This window comes from Pseudoduganella sp. UC29_106, assembly GCF_044055365.1.
In the GTDB taxonomy this organism is placed as follows: domain Bacteria; phylum Pseudomonadota; class Gammaproteobacteria; order Burkholderiales; family Burkholderiaceae_D; genus Rugamonas.
In genome coordinates this window covers 618143-635710 of record NZ_CP171977.1, presented here as the reverse complement: position 1 = coordinate 635710, position 17568 = coordinate 618143, and the positions used below count along the sequence as shown (strand labels likewise).

Annotated in this window: 17 protein-coding genes and 4 pseudogenes; 12 read left to right on the top strand and 9 right to left on the bottom strand. The window is 65.8% G+C overall.

The annotated features are described in order from the left end of the window. Positions 1-4: 4 nt before the first annotated feature. The 6 genes and pseudogenes from ACHMW6_RS03545 to rsmB form a co-directional block, all read right to left on the bottom strand. Positions 5-262, bottom strand: a complete 258-nt coding sequence (locus ACHMW6_RS03545; protein ID WP_395408519.1) for a DUF3567 domain-containing protein — start codon at positions 260-262, stop codon at positions 5-7. 80 nt (positions 263-342) lie between these two features. Further along, positions 343-711 (bottom strand): GTPase, encoded by a 369-nt coding sequence (locus ACHMW6_RS03540; protein WP_395405601.1) that lies wholly within the window; start codon positions 709-711, stop codon positions 343-345. Beyond that, complete coding sequence (locus ACHMW6_RS03535) at positions 708-1430, bottom strand: response regulator (RefSeq protein WP_395405599.1); 723 nt, start codon at positions 1428-1430, stop codon at positions 708-710. The genes ACHMW6_RS03540 and ACHMW6_RS03535 overlap by 4 nt, the downstream gene beginning before the upstream one ends. A 100-nt stretch (positions 1431-1530) precedes the next feature. Then, a pseudogene (locus ACHMW6_RS03530) lies at positions 1531-3820 on the bottom strand (sensor histidine kinase). Next, the gene (locus ACHMW6_RS03525; protein WP_395405597.1) at positions 3821-4396 is read right to left on the bottom strand and encodes a DUF4390 domain-containing protein; all 576 of its coding nucleotides are present in this window, start codon (positions 4394-4396) and stop codon (positions 3821-3823) included. A 22-nt stretch (positions 4397-4418) separates the two neighbouring features. Beyond that, a pseudogene (gene rsmB, locus ACHMW6_RS03520) lies at positions 4419-5651 on the bottom strand (16S rRNA (cytosine(967)-C(5))-methyltransferase RsmB). 471 nt (positions 5652-6122) lie between these two features. Here rsmB and ACHMW6_RS03515 point away from each other — a divergent pair. The 12 genes and pseudogenes from ACHMW6_RS03515 (at position 6123) to ACHMW6_RS03460 (ending at position 15420) form a co-directional block, all read left to right on the top strand. Beyond that, on the top strand, positions 6123-6377 hold the full coding sequence (locus ACHMW6_RS03515) for a hypothetical protein (RefSeq protein ID WP_395405595.1): 255 nt from the start codon (positions 6123-6125) through the stop codon (positions 6375-6377). Then, positions 6356-7612 carry a hypothetical protein gene (locus tag ACHMW6_RS03510; protein ID WP_395405593.1) on the top strand — a complete coding sequence of 419 codons (1257 nt, stop codon included), beginning with the start codon at positions 6356-6358 and terminating at the stop codon, positions 7610-7612. The genes ACHMW6_RS03515 and ACHMW6_RS03510 overlap by 22 nt, the downstream gene beginning before the upstream one ends. After that, positions 7609-7905: a hypothetical protein gene (locus ACHMW6_RS03505; RefSeq protein ID WP_395405591.1), complete on the top strand. Its 297-nt coding sequence runs from the start codon at positions 7609-7611 to the stop codon at positions 7903-7905. Before ACHMW6_RS03510 ends, ACHMW6_RS03505 begins: the two co-directional genes overlap by 4 nt. After that, positions 7824-9170, top strand: coding sequence for a hypothetical protein (locus ACHMW6_RS03500; protein ID WP_395405589.1), 1347 nt, complete (start codon positions 7824-7826; stop codon positions 9168-9170). Before ACHMW6_RS03505 ends, ACHMW6_RS03500 begins: the two co-directional genes overlap by 82 nt. A gap of 82 nt (positions 9171-9252) precedes the next feature. Then, positions 9253-10963 (top strand): annotated as a pseudogene (gene argS / locus ACHMW6_RS03495) (arginine--tRNA ligase). A 222-nt stretch (positions 10964-11185) separates the two neighbouring features. Further along, positions 11186-11542, top strand: a complete 357-nt coding sequence (locus tag ACHMW6_RS03490) for an SPOR domain-containing protein (protein ID WP_395405586.1) — start codon at positions 11186-11188, stop codon at positions 11540-11542. Then, entirely contained in the window at positions 11523-11663 is a 141-nt protein-coding gene (locus ACHMW6_RS03485) for an SPOR domain-containing protein (protein ID WP_395405584.1), read from the top strand. Before ACHMW6_RS03490 ends, ACHMW6_RS03485 begins: the two co-directional genes overlap by 20 nt. Before the next feature lie 14 nt (positions 11664-11677). Then, positions 11678-12349, top strand: coding sequence for a thiol:disulfide interchange protein DsbA/DsbL (locus ACHMW6_RS03480; protein ID WP_395405582.1), 672 nt, complete (start codon positions 11678-11680; stop codon positions 12347-12349). Between the two features lie 7 nt (positions 12350-12356). Then, a pseudogene (locus tag ACHMW6_RS03475) lies at positions 12357-13125 on the top strand (SDR family oxidoreductase). Beyond that, the gene (locus ACHMW6_RS03470; protein ID WP_395405580.1) at positions 13122-13931 is read left to right on the top strand and encodes a biotin--[acetyl-CoA-carboxylase] ligase; all 810 of its coding nucleotides are present in this window, start codon (positions 13122-13124) and stop codon (positions 13929-13931) included. Before ACHMW6_RS03475 ends, ACHMW6_RS03470 begins: the two are co-directional and overlap by 4 nt. Further along, entirely contained in the window at positions 13928-14740 is an 813-nt protein-coding gene (locus tag ACHMW6_RS03465; RefSeq protein WP_395405578.1) for a type III pantothenate kinase, read from the top strand. The genes ACHMW6_RS03470 and ACHMW6_RS03465 overlap by 4 nt, the downstream gene beginning before the upstream one ends. After that, positions 14734-15420 (top strand): SPOR domain-containing protein, encoded by a 687-nt coding sequence (locus ACHMW6_RS03460; protein WP_395405575.1) that lies wholly within the window; start codon positions 14734-14736, stop codon positions 15418-15420. The genes ACHMW6_RS03465 and ACHMW6_RS03460 overlap by 7 nt, the downstream gene beginning before the upstream one ends. A gap of 12 nt (positions 15421-15432) precedes the next feature. Here ACHMW6_RS03460 and ACHMW6_RS03455 read toward each other — a convergent pair whose 3' ends face one another. The 3 genes from ACHMW6_RS03455 to rodA are packed head-to-tail and all read right to left on the bottom strand — an operon-like array spanning position 15433 to position 17568. Further along, positions 15433-15732 (bottom strand): SPOR domain-containing protein, encoded by a 300-nt coding sequence (locus tag ACHMW6_RS03455; RefSeq protein WP_395405573.1) that lies wholly within the window; start codon positions 15730-15732, stop codon positions 15433-15435. After that, positions 15704-16456: a septal ring lytic transglycosylase RlpA family protein gene (locus ACHMW6_RS03450; RefSeq protein WP_395405571.1), complete on the bottom strand. Its 753-nt coding sequence runs from the start codon at positions 16454-16456 to the stop codon at positions 15704-15706. The genes ACHMW6_RS03455 and ACHMW6_RS03450 overlap by 29 nt, the downstream gene beginning before the upstream one ends. Next, positions 16453-17568 carry a rod shape-determining protein RodA gene (gene rodA, locus ACHMW6_RS03445; protein ID WP_395405569.1) on the bottom strand — a complete coding sequence of 372 codons (1116 nt, stop codon included), beginning with the start codon at positions 17566-17568 and terminating at the stop codon, positions 16453-16455. Before rodA ends, ACHMW6_RS03450 begins: the two co-directional genes overlap by 4 nt.

Below are 17568 nucleotides of genomic sequence, written 5' to 3'. Positions count from 1 at the left end.
GCTTTTAATGCAACAACACTGGTTGACTCATGAGCACATCATAACTGCCCAAAAATTCGTCAATTTCCTCCATCGTCGGTTCATTGGCAATCAGCTTGTTGACATCGCGCCGGAAATTTTGCGCGAGCACGCCCGCAATGAAGATTTCGCGCTTGCCGCCCTTGTCGACGATTTCATAGCCCCCGAACCGCAGTGCCTCCAGGTCGCGGTCCGGGCCGAATTCGACGACGCTGTACTGCTCGCTGTTGTAGATGAGATTCATCATGGTTCCTTCACTCCGGGGCGGAACTATAGGGATGGAGTTCCGCGTTCCATCTCGAGATGGGGCTGTACTGGCTGTTTTCAAGCAGCCAGGTCGGGACCCAGGCGCAGGAGCGCGTCGTAGGGTGCCGCTGTCAGCATGGCGCGCAGGCGGTCGACATGGGTGGCGTCCGCCAGGCTGATAAAGAGCTGCGCCGGGGGACGGCGCAAGAGACGATTCAATGTAACACGCAAAACGAGATTACCGGCGCAACATAGACAGCCCGGGGCGATGCGGTGCACGTCCGGGCGCCAGGCGGCGCCGTCACTTTCATCATACACCAGAGGGGAATTTCCGTCGGCCAAGCCTTCAAGGATGACGGCGGTGGACTGGCCGGGGACAAGCGCAGCCGCGATCGCGGCTTCGCGATCGGCGGCCCTGGTCCCCGTGACCAGGGTGGTATGGGTCAAACCTGGCCTTTTTTCGACAGCTTGCCCGGTTCCACACCCAGTTGCTTCAGCTTGCGGTACAGGTGGGTGCGCTCCAGGCCCGTTTTCTCGGCAACGCGCGTCATGCTGCCGCCTTCCCGGCCCAGGTGGTGCTCGAAGTACATGCGTTCGAACGCATCGCGCGCCTCGCGTAACGGCAGGTCGAACGACAGGTTGAACATATGGTTCTCACCGTTCGGCCGCGCCACCGCCACACCGTGCGCGGCTGCCGGCGGCACCGGCGGCGCGCCGAAGCTGCCCGGCGTAGGCGCGTGATCGTCCACCGGCGCCGACACCGCGGGACGCGGCGCCAGCACCGGCGCCCGCACCTGCTCCTGCGCACGCGACAGGCCGGCCTGCACTGCCTTCAGCAGCTTTTGCATCGCAATCGGCTTTTCCAAGAAATTCAATGCGCCGATGCGGGTTGCCTCCACCGCGGTATCGATGGTGGCGTGACCGGACATCATGATCACCGGCATGGTCAACAAGCCGTCGCGCTGCCATTCCTTCAGCAGCGTCACGCCGTCCGTGTCCGGCATCCAGATGTCGAGCAGGACCAGGTCGGGCGCGCCGGCGGCGCGGGCCTGGCGGGCCTGCTGCGCGTTTTCCGCCAGCGTGACCGCATGTCCCTCGTCGCCCAAGATTTCCGAGAGTAACTCCCGGATGCCCATTTCATCATCAACTACGAGAATGTTTGCCATCTATCCCTGCCCCTTCCCATTCATTTTCGTCGTCGTCACGCAGGCATTCTATACCTGTCGGCGCGACAATGATTTTATTAGTCCAACAATATTATGCCAACTACACCGGCGCCAACTTTAACAGCAAAATCAGTACCGATGCACCACTACCTTCCGCATGGTTCTGGATATCGATCCGGCCCCCATGTTCGTCGATAATTTTCTTCACCATCGCCAGGCCCAGACCGGTACCGCGCGCCTTGGAGGTCACGTAGGGCTCGAAGGCGCGCGCCAGGATCTTGGGCGCGAAACCGGGGCCATTGTCCGTGATGCCAAGGCGCACCGCGATGCGCGTGCCGCCATCGGCGCTCTGGTAATGGATCGCTTCCGTGACCACGTCGATGCGCGGCGCGCGGCCGGCGGGCGGGTGCTCGGACAGGGCGTCCTGTGCATTTTGCAGCAAATTGTGGATGACCTGGCGCAGCTGAGTCTCGTCGCCCATGATCATGGGCAGGAAGGGCGCCAGCTGGGCGTGGATGATGTCTTCGCCTTCCTCGGCGCCGACGTACAGGTGCAGGATTTCATCGACCAGGGCATTCAGGTCGAGCGGCTGCAGCACGGCGGGCGGGGTGCGGGCGTAATCGCGGAAATCGTCGACCATGCGCTTCATGGCCGCGACCTGGTTGACGATGGTGGTGGCGCTGCGGTTCAGCAGCTCCACATCGCCTGGCGCCAGCTTGGGTTCAAGCTTCATTTGCAGGCGTTCCGCCGACAGCTGGATAGGCGTCAGCGGGTTCTTGATTTCGTGCGCGAGGCGGCGCGCCACTTCGCCCCAGGCGATCGAACGCTGGGCCGAGATCACGTCGGTGATGTCGTCGAACACCACGATGTAGCCGCTGGCCGTTTCCAGCGGCAGGCGCGAGCCGCGCGCCAGCAGGATCAGTTCATTTTCGTCGGCGCTGCCGGTCGGGCGCGGCAGCTCGATCTGGCGCTGCCAGTGCAGACGTTGCACATTGCGGCCGGCGGCCGACTGCGCGCTCTGCGCCGAGAAGGCGTTGATGACGGCAGTGGCGAATTCCTGCATGCCTTCCACCTGGGCCAGCGGCTGGCCGATCAGCGTCACGCCGGCCTGCTGCAGGATGCGCTCCACCGAATCATTGCAGGTGACGATGCGGAATTCCGGAATCGAGCACCATCACGCCGGCGGACATGTTGGCCAGCACCGATTCCAGGTGCGCCTTCGCATTCTGCAGCGCGATGCGGTTGCGCTCCACGGCGCTGCGCGCTTCGGAGAGCTGGCGGGTCATCGTGTTGAAGCTTTGCGTCAGCGTGCCCAGTTCATCCGAACTGGCCACGATCGGCCTTGGCGAGAGGTCGCCCTCGGCCACGGCGCGCGTGCCCTCGGCCAGTAGCAGCAGCGGCTGCGCCAGGTCGTTCGCGATCAGGAAGGCGGCGGCGATGGCGCCGAAGACCGCCAGCAGCAGGGTCAGTGTCAGCGTGACGAGGTACATCTTGCGCAAGCCCACGCGGGCCACGAAGCGTTCCTTGTATTCCGAGTAGGCGGTGCGCAGCAGATCGCCGTTATTGGCCAGCCTTTGCGGCACGGCCTGGATCACCTGCAGGTAGCGCGGCGCGAGATGGGTGCCGTTCGGCTGCACCGGATCGGGGATGGCCATCAGCACGCGCAGGCGCAGCACATTGTTCGGGTCCGGCGGCGCGGGCGGCGGTGCGCCCACGCGGTCGTCGCGCGGCTCGCCGCCGCCTTCCGGCGCGGCGTACGAAGGTTCGTCCTTGGCCTTGGCCAGCATGATCGAGGTGGGCAGATCGGCGCTCAGGTGCACGCGGCGCTCGCCCATGGCGGACACGATCAGGCCGCCGTCCGCATCGACGATGATGGCGCTTTGCGTGCCCGGATGGCGCCGCACGAAGCGCGACAGGGTGGCGGGCGCCGCATAGAAAGGCTCCTCGGCCAGCTGGCGCACGGCAAGACGCACCTGTCCATCCAGTTCGGCCAGCGATTCATCGAGCGCGGTGCGGCCCAGGTCCAGGCCCGCGTCCAGCGCTTCCTCGATGCGCACATTGAACCAGGAATCGATGGAGTGCGACACGAACTGCACCGAAACGAGGAAGATCACGAGGCCGGGCAGCACGCCGATGGCGGCAAACAGCAGCACCAGCCGCGTCATCAGCTTGGCGCCGAACTTGCCGGCCTTGTAGCGCGAATAAAGGCGGAACAGCGACACGCCGACCAGCAGCAGCAGCGACACCGCCACCGCGGCATTCAGGCCGAGCAGCCAGGAGAAATAGCGGTCGAAGAAGCCGGAATTATCGGAAGCGGAAGCGAGCAGGAACAGCAGGATGCTGCAGACCGCGCCGGCAACGACAAACAGGTACCGTAGTGCAGAAGTCACTTACTCGGCCCTGTACTGGAAGGTCTTCTTGTTGGACGCGAGGCGCCAGTCACTGTTATTGAAGGCGTTCACCTGCATGGGCTTGGGCAGGTAGTCGCGATCCATGCCCATGCGCAGGGTCACGTTATAGACTTCGCCCACCTTCAGGGCGCCGCGCGGCGCCACCACCCAGCGCGTGGGCCGGCGGATGAAGAACAGCGCGTCTTCGAGATTCGAGAAAGTCTGCTGCACGCTGCCGATGATGGTCACGCGGTACTGGCGCAGCAGCACGTCGTAGTGGATGCGGTAGGTGCGCTTGGCGGCGATGGCTTTTTCATCGAACCAGTACCAGCGCGGCCGCGTGAATTCGATCTCGGTGGTGAAATACAGCTGCACGCCGCTTTGCAGCGCGTCTTCCAGGCCATGATTCAGTTCGAAGGAATACCCCGCCGACAGGCGATAGCCCTCTTCGGCCGCCTCGATATAGGCGCGCGTGATCTCCACCGTGCCTTCGGCGGCATGCGCGGCCTGCGGCAATGCGCAGGCAAGCGAGATCAGCAACTGCCAGCAGAGGAGTCGAAAAAATCGTTGGATCACTTGCGAGGTGCTCTTCAAAGGGTTACGCATCGCTCTTTTGGAACAAGGCGTAAAACAAACCGTCGTGATCCTGCTCGGCGCCCCCTTCGGGCAGCAATTGGCCGGGCGCTTCGAGTCTCGTGGCGCGATGACGCGCCGCGAAAGCGGCCGCCTGCGCCTCGGACTCCTGCGGCCACAACGAACATGTCACGAACAGCAATTTACCATTGGGGGCAAGCATTCGCCAAAGATTGTCGAGAATTTGCGACGAAAGTGTTGCAAGTTGTCTGGCGTCGCCCTTGCGGCGCAGCCAGCGGATATCCGGGTGGCGGCGCACGATGCCGGAGGCGGTGCAAGGCACGTCGGCCAGGATGCGGTCGAAGGGTTTGCCGTCCCACCAGTCTTCCGCCTGGGCTTCGGCCGGCTGCAGGGCGGCGTCCAGGTGCAGGCGGTCGAGGTTTTCCTGGACGCGCTGCAGGCGCTTCGCATCGGCGTCCAGCGCTGTCAAATTGACATCGGCCAGCTCCAGGATGTGGCAGGTCTTGCCGCCCGGCGCGGCGCAGGCGTCCAGCACGCGCATCCCGGGCTGGACGTCCAGCAGCGGGGCCGCCAGCTGGGCGCCGGCATCCTGCACCGAAACCAGCCCTTCCTCGAAACCGGGAATCAGGTGCACGCCCATCGGCCTGGCCAGGCGCACGGCCTGGGGACCGATCTTTCGGCCGCGATGCCTTCTTGTTCCAGGCGCGCCAGATAGTCTTCCACGCTGTTGCGGCGGGTGTTCACGCGCAGGGTCAGCGGCGGCGCTTCATTGCCGGCGGCCAGGATCTGCTGCCACTTGGCCGGATAGGCGGTGATGGTGTTGTCGATCCACCATTGCGGGTAATTCCATTGCGCCTGCGGGTCGCGCAGCACTTCTTCCAGCAGCTGCTCGCGCTCGCGCAGGAAGCGGCGCAGCAGGGCGTTGACCATGCCCTTGGCGCGGGCGGTGTCCGGATGCGCGGCGGCGGCGGTTACGGCCTGGTCGACCACGGTGAAGGCTTCGTACGGGGCCGGGCCGGCTTCCGTCGCGCTCATCAGCGGCAGCGCGGCGGACAGCAGCGCCAGCACCAGCGGATCCGGCGCTTTCGGCGCCATCAGGGCCACCAGCGCCTCGCTGCGGCCAAGCTGGCGCATCGCGCGGTAGGCGATGTCCTGGATGGCGCCACGGGCCTGCGGGCTGGCGTTGGCGTTGGCAAACACCAGCCAGCGCCTGCGGCAGGGCCATGCCCTCCTTCACCTGGACGGTGGCCGTGGCGGCGCCCAGCAGGGCGAAAGCCAGCGAGTCGGACTTCAGGTCAGCCTTGAAGTCCGTTTGCAGGCGCGGTTTCAGGTCGCGGTGGTGGCTTTCGCGCACGACCGGCTTCGCGCGCTGGGGCGCGGCCGAGGACGGCGACGGTGCGGGGGCGCGGGCTGGCGAACGTGCCGGCGACGCTGCTGCAGGCGCGCGCTCGCGCTCCGGCGCCGGGCCCCGTGCGGGACCCGTCGGGCGGCCGCTCCCCCCTTGCCGCGGGCTGGAGCCCCCGCAGTTTTGGCTTTGGGCTTCAGGGTCAGGGTGGCGCGCGGCTTGTTCATAAGGTTTTTTGCGCCTCATGGGGCGCGAATTGCGGTGAAAAGAAAGATTGTACCCTTTACCGCCCTCCGTCCGACATTGCCAAGTTGACCAGTAGCCGCTAAGCTGGCCCCACCACTCCCAGCAAGGAACAGCGCCATGCAAACCGCACAAGGCTTGTCGCAGGACGCCTATCCGGCCTGGCCGCCCCCCCTCTGGTATGGCGCAGCGGGACTGCTGTCCGGCGCACTGGTCTTGCTGCTTGGCTTGCAGGGCGGTTCAGGCTTCCCTCTCGACGACAGCTATATCACCATGCACAACGCCGCTGTGCTTCAAGCCGGCGGCGCCGATGCCAGTTTTCCGGCACCCCGGCGCTGGCCGGCGCCACCAGCGTGCTGCACCTGGCGCTGGTGACTTTGCTGGGATACCTGATCCCCCTGCCGAATGCTGTTCTGGCCCTGCTGTGCGCCGGCGCGGTGATGTATGTGCTTGGCCTGCTGCGCCTGGGCCTGGTACTTGGCCTGCGCCCGTGGCTGTCGGTGGCGGGTGCGCTTGTCGGAGCGCTGAGCGGCTTCGCCCCGTTCAATTTGCTGAACGGCCTGGAAACAGGGCTGGCCATGGCCGGCGTAGCGTGGGCCCTGGTGTTCGCCATCCGGCCACCGCGCCCCTGGGCCCTGCCCGCGCTGTGCGGCCTGTTGCCCTTTCTGCGACCGGAACTGGGCTTGCTGTCGCTGCTATTAATGGCGCGCGAAGCCTGGCTGCGCCGCCTGCCGCCGCTGCGCGTGTGGCTGGCACCCATGGTCCTCGCCGGCCTGCCCTTCCTGCTGTGGACCTGGTGGAATACCGGCCACCTGCTGCCGTCCACCATCATGGCCAAGGCTTATTTCTATGCCCAGATTCAGGCGCCGCTGGCGGCAAAACTCCAGATGGCCGGCAATGCCCTGTCCGGCAGCCTGCTGTTCACCTGCCTCCTGGGCTTTCTCTTATTGCCGCGCGATTCGCTGGCCGCCTGCGCCAGCGTCTTTGCCCTGGCCTTCCTTGTCTGCTATGCCTGGATCCTGCCGGCGGCGCTGGACATGAACGGGAACCGTTATCCCATGCTTCTGCTGCCCCTGTCCACCTTCATGCTGATGACAGCGGCGGCGCGTGGCAGATTCGGCCGATACCTGCTGCTGGCCGTGGCCGCGTTCGCGCTGTGCACAGCGCCTTTCGTGGCCGTCGCCTATGTGCAGCAGAAAACGGCGTCCATCCGTGAGCTGGCGGCCCTGTCCCACTGGCTGGACCAGGAGTTGCCTGACGATGCCCGCCTGCTGATCCACGATGCCGGCTATCTCGCCTACGCCGGACATCGCAATATGACGGACCTGGTCGGCCTGAAAACGCCGTCCAGCGTCAGCTATCACCGGCTGTACACGCGGGCCAGTGGCGGCGACCGGCGCAAAGCCTTGTCCCTGATCGCCGGCTGCGCAGGCGCCACCCACGCCGTACTCCTGCAGAACCCGCAGCGTTCCTGGTCGCCAATCGCACCCGAACTGGAGTCGCAGGGCTGGCAGCTGACCCTGCTGCGGCCGGCCCCCTCGGGCAGCGGCTACCTCGTTTACGCGATGCGGCCGCCGTCCGCCGGATTTTCCGGGGCTTGCCAGCCATGAGCAGCGAGACCAGCCCCGCTGCCTGCGGCGATGCGGCCTGCACGGCGCCGCGTCCCGGTGCGCTGTTCGGCGCCGTCAGCCACGAGATGCAACGACGCGCCTGCTGGATCGCTGCGTTGGCGCCGGTGCTGGCAGGCCTGCTGCTGGCTCTCCCGGCGGCCTGGCCTTCCCCATCGACGATGCCTACATCACGCTGCACAATGCTGACGTATTGCTGTCCGGCGCCGACCGCAACTTTGCCGGCGCCAGCGCCCTGCACGGCGCCACGAGTCCGCTGCACCTGGCCCTTGTGACCGGCACCGCGTGGCTGCTGCCACCGCCACTGGCTTCCCTGCTGGTCTGCCTGCTGGGAGCCGCGCTTTACGGATTCGGCCTTGCGCGGCTGGCATTCGCGCTGGGCGGCAGCGTGCGGCTTGCGGTGCTTGCCACCGGCCTGGGAATCCTCGCCTGTGCAACGCCCTTCCATCTGCTAAATGGGCTGGAAACAAGTCTGGCCATGGCCGCCATCACCTGGTCGCTGCTGCTGGCACAGCGTCCGCCTGAGCCTTGGCGGCTGCCGTTGCTGTGCGGCCTGATGCCCTTCCTGCGTCCCGAACTGGCGCTGCTCTCGGCCCTGCTGCTGGCCCGTCACGGCTGGCTGGGTGGACGCGTGGATGGCGCACGCGGTATCGCACTCTGGCTGCTGCGCGATGGGGCCCTGGCCCTGCTGGCGGCCGCCCCCTGCCTGTTGTGGAACCTGGCCTCGATGGGTCAGCTGCTGCCGGCTACGGTCTCCGCCAAGGCCTATTATTTTGCCGAAGCCAACCTGCCACCGGCCGATCGCCTGCGCCTGCTGCTCACTTGCGCCAGCCTCATCTCCCTACCCGTCTGGCTCGGCTTCCTGCTGCCGCGGCGCGACAGCCTGGTGATCTGCCTGCAGCTGTTCCTGCTCGGCTTCCTGGCCGCCTATTTCATGAAACTGCCAATTGCGCTGAGCCAGAACGCGCTGCGCTACCTGCACGTGCTATGGCCGCTGTCCCTGTTCCTGCTGATGGCCGCCTCCAGCCGTTACGCGGCCGCCCGCTTCATGCTGCGCGGCTCGGCCCTCTTATTGCTGCTGTCCCTGCCTCCGGTGCTGGCCACCTACTGGCACGGCAAGACCTTCGCCCGCGAGGAATTCGACGCCGCCGCGCGCTGGGCCGGCGCCAACCTGCCCGCCACGAGCCGCGTGCTGGTGCACGACGCCGGCTACGTTTCGCTGGCAACGCAGCTGCAACTGGTCGACCTGGTCGGCCTGAAAACCCCGTCCAGCGTCGGCGTGCACCGCCGGCTCACCTACCCGAGCAATGGGAAGTTGCGCGGCCAGGCCATTTCCAGCATTGCCTATTGTTCGGGCAGCACGCACGCCATCATCCAGCAGGACGATTTGCGCGTCTGGGCCGCAATCGGCGACTTGTTAATTGAGCAAGGCTGGGCACTGGAAACCCTGCGACCGGCGCCGCGCGCCGAAGGCTGCGCCGTTTACGCCCTGCGCCCGCCGCGCCAGACGCCCGGCCCCTGCAATTCAGCGGATTCCTGATGGATTTACCGCTTCTTGCAAACAAGTATAATGTCTGTCTTTTCAGACGTTTACATCACGCGGCCTGAGCCGCTTTCACGACATGCTCGCCCAACAAAAGCAAGAGATCATTTCCCTGTTCCAGACCGCCCTGGTGCCAATTCTGGAAGGTTCCGACGTCACGGCCAATGTGGTGCTGGAGCGTCCGCGCGACGCCGCCCATGGCGACGTCGCCTGCAATATCGCCATGCAGCTGGCCAAGCAGCTGAAAATGAACCCGCGCGAGCTGGCGCAGAAGATCGTCACCGCCCTGCTGGACAACCCGGCCGGCAAGCAGCTGGTGGCCGCCGCCGAAATCGCCGGTCCCGGCTTCATCAACCTGCGCGTGACCGAAGCTTCCAAGCAGTCTGTCGTGAAGACCGTGCTGGCGCAGGGCGCCGCCTACGGCACCAGCGATGCGCTGGCCGGCAAGAACGCCATCATCGAATTCGTGTCCGCCAACCCGACCGGTCCGCTGCACGTCGGGCCATGGCCGCCAGGCGGCCCTGGGCGATGCGCTGTCCGCGCTGTTCGAAGCGCAGGGCGCGAAAGTCACCCGTGAGTTCTATTACAACGACGCCGGCGTGCAGATCCAGAACCTGGCGCTGTCCGTACAGGCGCGCGCCAAGGGCATGAAGCCGGGCGACCAGGCCTGGCCGGAGTCGGCCTACAACGGCGACTACATCGCCGACATCGCCAACGACTTCCTGGCGAAGAAGACCGTTTCCGCCTCCGACGGCCAGCCGGTCACCGGCAGCGGCGACGTGGAAGACCTGGAAAACATCCGCGCCTTCGCCGTGACCTACCTGCGCAACGAACAGGACATCGACCTGCAAGCCTTCGGCGTGAAGTTCGATAACTACTACCTCGAATCCTCGCTGTACACGGACGGCAAGGTAGAAAAAGCCGTCGAGCAACTGGTGGCCAGCGGCCACACCTACGAAGACGGCGGCGCCCTGTGGCTGCGCACCACCGACTTCGGCGACGACAAGGACCGCGTGATGCGCAAGTCCGAAGGCGGCTACACCTACTTCGTGCCGGACGTCGCCTACCACGTCGTCAAGTTCCAGCGCGGCTTCACCCAGGCCATCAATGTGCAGGGTTCCGACCACCACGGCACCATCGCCCGCGTGCGCGCCGGCCTGCAGGCCGTGAACCTGGGCATCCCGCAGGGCTTCCCGGACTACGTGCTGCACAAGATGGTTACCGTGATGAAGGATGGCGCCGAGGTGAAGATCTCCAAGCGCGCCGGTTCCTATGTGACCGTGCGCGACCTGATCGAATGGTCCGGCGGCGGCGACATCACCAAGGGCCGCGATGCCGTGCGCTTCTTCCTGATCTCCCGTAAAGCCGATACCGAATTCGTGTTCGACGTTGACGTCGCCCTGAAGAACTCGGACGAAAACCCGGTCTACTACGTGCAGTACGCCCACGCGCGTATCTGCCGCATGCTGGAAAACTGGGGCGGCGACGAGAAGACGCTGTCGGACGTGGACCTGTCCCCGCTGACCGCGCCAAGCGAAGCCACCCTGCTGTCCACCCTGGCCCAGTATCCTGAAATGCTGGTCCGCGCCCAGTCCGAACTTGGCCCGCACCAGGTAGCCTTCTACCTGCGCGACCTCGCTGCCGCCCTGCACTCCTTCTACTTCGCCGAAAAGGTGCTGGTGGAAGACGAGTCGACCAAGCTGGCCCGCGTGGCCCTGATGGTCGCCACCCGCCAGGTGCTGCGCAACGGCCTGGCCCTGATCGGCGTTTCCGCACCAAACCAGATGTAATCGCAAGGACCAACCGCACGATGACTTTTCGCACTCCCCCTTCGTTGCGCCAGCAAGGCAACACGCTGGTAGGTTTTGTTATCGGCCTTGTCATTGGCCTGGTCATCGCTGTGGTGGTGGCCCTGACGATCACCAAGGGCCAGACGCCGTTTACCGACCGCTCGCCCAAGGCGGGCAAGACGGACCAGGCGGAGGGCCAGATCTCCGGATCCGAACAAGCCGATGTACGGCAGCAAGGAGTCCGCGCGCAAGGCCGACAGCGAGTTCGAACGCGAGACCAAGGCGCCGCCGGCCGATGAACTGCAGCGCGTGGTGGACAATATCCAGTCCCAGGGCGAGGCCAGGCCTGCGCCGAAGCCGGCGCCGGCCGCCGACGCCAAGCCGGCCATGCCGCCGCCGGTCAACAGCGCCGCGCCGCCGGCCCAGGCCGCTGCTCCGGCGCCTGCCGCAACGGCCGAAGACAAATACGTCTATTATCTGCAGGCTGGCGCCTTCCGCGAAGTGAACGACGCGGAGGCCACGCGCGCCAAGCTGGCCTTGCTGGGCTTTCGAGGCGACTGTGTCCGACCGTACCAATGACAATGTGGTGCTGCACCGCGTGCGCATGGGCCCTTTCACCCAGGTCGAAGCGATGAACAAGGTGCGCGGCAAACTCTCCGAAAACGGCATTGACGTTGCCGTGGTCCGCCAACAGAAATAAGGAGCTGAAGCACGATGCAAGTCCTGAAGAAAATCCTGGCCCTGGCCACCCTGTCCTTTGCTGCGCTGGGCGCGGCCGCTTCCCCGGCCGATCCCAAGCCGGGCGGCGAATACATCGTGCTGAAGAATCCGCAGCCGACGGACACCGGCAAGAAGGTCGAGGTCATCGAGTTCTTCGCGTACTACTGCCCTCACTGCTACGCACTGGAGCCGAAGCTGGCCGAGTGGGTGAAGAAGCAGGGCGACAATATCGTCTTCAAGCGCGTGCACGTTTCGCGCGGCCCCGAAGTGCTGCCGCAGCAGAAGCTGTTCTTCACGCTGGAAGCCCTGGGCCTGGTGGAGCAGTATCACAACAAGGTGTTCAGCGCGATGCATGTTGAGCACAATCGCCTGAGCCGCGACGAGATGGTGTTCGAGTGGGCCGAAAAAAATGGCATCGACAGGAACAAGTTCACCGATACCTACCGTGGTTTCGGCATCGCCGGCAAGGTGCGCCGCACCGATGCGATGATGGAAGCCTACCAGATCGATTCCTGGCCGATGATCGCCATCGACGGCAAGTACCTGACTTCGCCCTACGTGGCAAACAAGGATTCCGTCGTACCCCTGACCGAAGGCCAGCAGCAGGTCAATGCGCTGCAGGTTATGGACTACCTGGTGTCCAAGGCCAGGGCGGAGAAGAAGTAATCCTGCCTTGAAGCGCGTCTTCATCACCGGCGCATCGAGCGGCATCGGCGCCGCACTGGCCGGGCACTATGCACGGCAGGGCGCCACGCTCGGCCTGCTGGCGCGCCGCGGCGAAGCGCTCGATGCGCTGATCGCCACCCCTCCCTCTCCCCACGTGCACCGTGCCTACCCGGCCGACGTGACCGACCACGCGGCCGTGCGCCATGCCGCGCAAGAGTTCCTCGACTATGCGGGCGGCGCCGATATTGTGATCGCCAACGCCGGCATCTCGCACGGCACGATCACCGAGTTCCCGGAGGACTTGCCGGTGTTCGAATCCATCATCGCCACCAATGTCACGGCGACGGTGGCGACCTTCTCGCCCTTCATCGAAGCCATGCGCGCGCAGGGCACGCCGGCAAGGCTGGTCGGCATCGCCAGCGTGGCGGGTGTGCGCGGGCTGCCGGGGCGGAGGCGGCTACAGCGCGTCCAAGGCGGCCGTGCGCACTTACTGCGAATCGCTGCGTGTTGAGCTGCGCAGTTCCAATATCCGCGTGGTGACGATCGCGCCGGGCTATATCGATACGCCGATGACGCAGCGCAATGCCTACGCCATGCCCTTCCTGATGGCGCCGGACGTGTTTGCGGCCGCCGCCGCGCGCGCGATCGAGCGCGGCGTCAGTTACCGCGTGATTCCATGGCAGATGGGCGTAGTGGCGAAGCTGCTGCGCATGCTGCCCAATTTTTTGTACGACCGGGCTTTTGCCAGGGCGCCGCATAAGGCGCGCAAGATATGAACGCTACTCCACTCTCCGCTGACGCCATCGGCCAGCATCTGGCGACCAGCGCCAGCCACGTTTCCCTTGAAGTTGTCGCCAGCACCGGCTCGACCAACGCCGACCTGCTGGCGCGCGTGCCTGGCGGCACGGCCGCGGCCCCCTTGCGTGGCCCGGTGCTGCGCATCGCGGAAGAACAGACGGCGGGCCGCGGCCGCGCCGGGCGCCCCTGGCTGTCCGCAGCCGGCGCTTCACTGACGTTCTCACTGGCATGGCCGTTCCGCTCGCCCCTGCAGCGCATGGTCGGCCTGCCGCTGGCCATCGGCGTTGCAGTCGCCGAGACGCTGGGCCAGCTGGGCGTGCCCGTCCAGCTGAAGTGGCCGAACGATGTGCTGAAGGATGGCGCCAAGCTGGCTGGCATCCTGGTCGAAACCCAGTCCGCGCCCGACGGCACAGTGTGGGCGGTGATCGGCTGCGGCATGAACCTGCTGATGCCGGACGAGCTGGAGGCCGCCATCGGCCGCAGCGATATTTCGTCCGCACCGTGGCTGGCGCGCATGGACCGCAACGCCCTGATGGGACAGCTGCTCAGCCGCCTGGCCGCCGTGCTGGCCGAATTCGATGATGTCGGCTTCGCCGCTTTCGCCGAGCGCTGGAATGCACTGCAGGCCTGGCGCGGCGAGCAGGTGAATATCCTCGACCACGGCAATATCCTTCAGCAGGGCCTGGCCGCCGGCGTCGACGAGCACGGGCGCCTGCTGCTCGATACGCCCGCCGGCCGCGTGGCGGTGCTGTCCGGCGACCTGTCGCTGAGGCTTGCATCATGAGCGCCCTGCTGATCGACGCGGGCAATACCCGCATCAAATGGGCGTTCATCGACGACGCCGCCGCAACCACGCCGCTCGGCGCCTGGCTCGCCTTCGGCGCCGCCATGCACGCCGACCTGCGCGCCGACGCGCAGGACGCGCCCGCGGCGCGCCTCGCTGCGGCCATCGCGCGCTCGCTCGCCGCGCCGCCGAACCGGATTGCGCGCGTCCTGATCGCCAACGTCGCCGGCCTGCAAGTGCGCGACCTGCTGAGCGCCGCGCTATCCGATCAGGCGCTGGCCATCGCACCGGACGCCATCGAATGGTTCGCCTCCGTGCCCAGCCGCGCCGGCGTGCGCAACGCCTACCGCAATCCTGCGCAACTGGGCTGCGACCGTTTCGCCGCCGCCATCGGCGCCCATGCGCTCTGTCCCGGCAAGGATATCGTGGTTGCCAACTGCGGCACCGCCACTACCATCGACGCGATCACGAAAGACGGTACCTTCCTGGGTGGCATGATCCTGCCGGGACTCGGCCTGATGGCCAGCTCCCTGGCCAGGAACACCGCCCAGCTGCCGCAGATCGCCCCGGGCACCCAACTGCCGGAAGGCTTCGCCGACAATACCGACGACGCCATCCTGACCGGCTGCCTGGCCGCCCAGTCAGGCGCCATCGAACGTGCGTATGAGCTGCACCAGGCCGTAGAATGTATTATTTCCGGCGGCGCCGCGCCCTACATCGCACCGCAAGTGCCCGTACCGCACCGCCACGTTGAGAACATTGTGCTGATTGGCCTGCAGGCCGTCCTGATCAAGGAAAGACCGTGCTGAAACTGATCTTCCTCCTGCTGCTCGCCGCCAATGCGGCCCTTTTCGCCTATGGCAAGGGATACCTCGGCAACTACAGCGGCAATGAACACGAACCCGCCCGCGTAAAGAACCAGCAGAACGCGGACAAGCTGCACATCATTACCGCCGAACAGGCCAACGCTGCCGTCGCGGCAGCCGCGCCGCCTGCGCCCGTGCCGCGCAACGAGGCGGCGGCCACTGCCTGTCTTGAAGTGGGCAACTTCGTGATGGCGGACGCGCGCCGCTTCGAAGAACGCGTGGCGCCGCTGGAACTGGGCGACCGCCAGGTGCGCAAGAACCTTCCGGGCCAGGAGATTTCCAGCTACATCGTGCATATCCCGCCGCAGGGCAGCAAGGAAGCGGCGGACAAGAAAGCGGCCGAACTGCGCGCGCTGGGCGTGACCAATTACTTCATCATGAACGAGAGTTCGCCCCTGCGCTGGGGCATTTCGCTGGGCGTGTTCCGCAGCGAAACGGCAGCCCAGTCGCAACTGGCGACGCTGGTCAAGCAAGGCGTGCACAACGCGAAAGTCGTGCCGCGCTACACGGGCAGCAAGCAGCTGCTGTACCAGTTCCGCGATATCAGCGCGGACACCAAGGCCCGCCTGGAAAAGATCGCCGCCAGGTTCCCCGACCAGGAAACCCGCGCCTGCAGCAAGTGACCGGCTGGCCGGTCAGCGCTGGATCACGAGTGGCTTGAGCCGCAGCGCCGAAGGAATGCGCTTGCTTGCCTGCTGCGCATCCTTGCGCGTCGCATGCGGACCGCCGTACAGGCGATAGACCGCGCCCACCTGCATCACCTCGAAGTTATCGTCCGGCGCGGCAGCCGACAATTTGTCGCGCACCGCTTCCGCCGCTTCGGCGCGCGTGTAGGCGCCCAACTGCAGATAGAAGCCGCTCTGCATGGATGCGCCGTCCGCGCCTCCCAGCATCATCGCTTCCACGTCACCGGGTGCCTTGGCGGAGGCCAGCATCGGCGCCGCCTTCGGCATCGGCGTCGCCGCAGTTGCAGCGGTGGCCGGCGTGGTCGCGGTCGACGCCACGGCCGGCGTGCCGATTCTTGCGCGCCGCGATCATCTGATCGATCTCGTCCGGCATCAGCAAGTCCACTTGCAGCTGGCTGCTGCCGTTTGCCAGCAGGCCCAGTTTCAACGCCGCCGTAAAGGACACGTCGATCACGCGCGTCGAATGGAAAGGCCCGCGGTCATTGATGCGCACCACGACCGTCTTGCCCGAGCTCAGATTGGTCACGCGGGCATAGGACGGAATCGGCAGCACAGGATGGGCCGCCGTCATCTTGTACATGTCGTAGAGCTCACCGGACGACGTGCGCTGGCCGTGGAATTTCTTGCCATACCAGGTGCCCAGGCCGCGCTGGGTGAAAGGCTTGTCCAGCGGGACCGGCGTATAGCTCTTGCCGAATACCGCGTATGGGCGATTCGAGCGCGGCAGCAGCGGGTCTTTGCGCACCTCGGCGTCCGGCACATCCATCAGGCCCGGCGGCGGATTCTCGCCGGGGCCATCGTCCATGTAATAGCCGCCGCGACCCGAACCGGCCGGCGGCAGCACCGGCATGCCCGGTTCGCGGATGGACGGCTTGCCCGGCGTGGGCGTGCGCGTCGGCGTGGTCGTTGTCGTGCCACAGGCAGCCAGCAGCAGCGCCGCCAGCAGCGGCGAACAGGAAAGCAGGCGCCTCATGTCTGCACCAGCTTACGGTGGCGCTGGATGCTCATCAGGATGCCCGAGCCAAGTCCCAGCGTCAGCAGCGCAGTGCCGCCATAACTCATGAACGGCAGCGGAACACCCACCACCGGAAGAATGCCGCTCACCATGCCCATGTTCACGAAGGCGTAGGTGAAGAAGATCATCGTGATCGCGCCAGCCAGCAGGCGCGTGAAGAAGTTCGGCGCGCCATTGGCGATCATCAGGCCGCGGCCGATCAGCAAGAGGTAGAGGAACATCAGGAACAGGTTGCCGACCAGGCCGAATTCTTCGGAGTAGACGGCGAAAATGAAGTCCGTGGTGCGCTCGGGGATGAATTCCAGGTGGGCCTGCGTGCCGTTGGTCCAGCCCTTGCCGAAGATGCCGCCCGAACCCACGGCAATGGTGGACTGGATGATGTGGAAGCCCTTGCCCAGCGGGTCGGAAGTCGGATCGATCAGCGTCATCACGCGCTCGCGCTGGTAGTCGTGCATCATCGACCACGCCACCGGCATGCTGGCGGCGCCCATCACGCCCAGCGCTACGATGGCCTTCCACGACAGGCCGGCCAGGAAGATCACGGCGAAGCCCGCGCCCACCACCAGCAGCGCAGTGCCGAGGTCCGGCTGCCTTGCGATCAGGCCGACGGGAAGCAGCAGCAGCACGGCCGCCACCGCGTAGGCGGTCCAGCGCAATTGCCCCTGGCGCTGCTGGAAGAACCAGGCCAGCATCAGCGGCACGGCGATCTTGGCGAATTCGGAAGGCTGGATCTGCGCAATACCCAGGTTAAGCCAGCGCCGTGCGCCCAGTTTGATGGTGCCGAACAGCGCCACCGCCAGCAGCAGCGCGATCGTGATCGCATAGGCCGGCAAGGCGACGCGCATCATGTTTTGCGGCGAGATGTTCGCCACCACCCACATCACGAAGAAGGACATGAAGATATTGCGGATCTGGTCCTCGATCTTGCCGGGAATGCCGATACTGGCCGAATACAGCGTGACCAGGCTGGTCGCCAGCAGGAAGACCAGGATCATGGTCAGCGGACCGTCGAACACGGTCAGGTAGGGACGCATGCGGCGCCACAGCGAGCGTCTTTCATTGATAGGCAT

Bases quoted from the DNA above. Each gene is read 5' to 3' on its own strand.
- ACHMW6_RS03545 (WP_395408519.1), bottom strand. From the start codon at position 262: ATGAATCTCATCTACAACAGCGAGCAGTACAGCGTCGTCGAATTCGGC.
- ACHMW6_RS03480 (WP_395405582.1), top strand. From the start codon at position 11,678: ATGCAAGTCCTGAAGAAAATCCTGGCCCTGGCCACCCTGTCCTTTGCT.
- rodA (WP_395405569.1), bottom strand. From the start codon at position 17,568: ATGCCTATCAATGAAAGACGCTCGCTGTGGCGCCGCATGCGTCCCTAC.
- ACHMW6_RS03505 (WP_395405591.1), top strand. From the start codon at position 7,609: ATGAGCAGCGAGACCAGCCCCGCTGCCTGCGGCGATGCGGCCTGCACG.
- ACHMW6_RS03450 (WP_395405571.1), bottom strand. From the start codon at position 16,456: ATGAGGCGCCTGCTTTCCTGTTCGCCGCTGCTGGCGGCGCTGCTGCTG.
- ACHMW6_RS03455 (WP_395405573.1), bottom strand. From the start codon at position 15,732: ATGCTGGCCTCCGCCAAGGCACCCGGTGACGTGGAAGCGATGATGCTG.
- ACHMW6_RS03465 (WP_395405578.1), top strand. From the start codon at position 13,928: ATGAGCGCCCTGCTGATCGACGCGGGCAATACCCGCATCAAATGGGCG.
- ACHMW6_RS03515 (WP_395405595.1), top strand. From the start codon at position 6,123: ATGCAAACCGCACAAGGCTTGTCGCAGGACGCCTATCCGGCCTGGCCG.
- ACHMW6_RS03490 (WP_395405586.1), top strand. From the start codon at position 11,186: ATGTACGGCAGCAAGGAGTCCGCGCGCAAGGCCGACAGCGAGTTCGAA.
- ACHMW6_RS03535 (WP_395405599.1), bottom strand. From the start codon at position 1,430: ATGGCAAACATTCTCGTAGTTGATGATGAAATGGGCATCCGGGAGTTA.
- ACHMW6_RS03470 (WP_395405580.1), top strand. From the start codon at position 13,122: ATGAACGCTACTCCACTCTCCGCTGACGCCATCGGCCAGCATCTGGCG.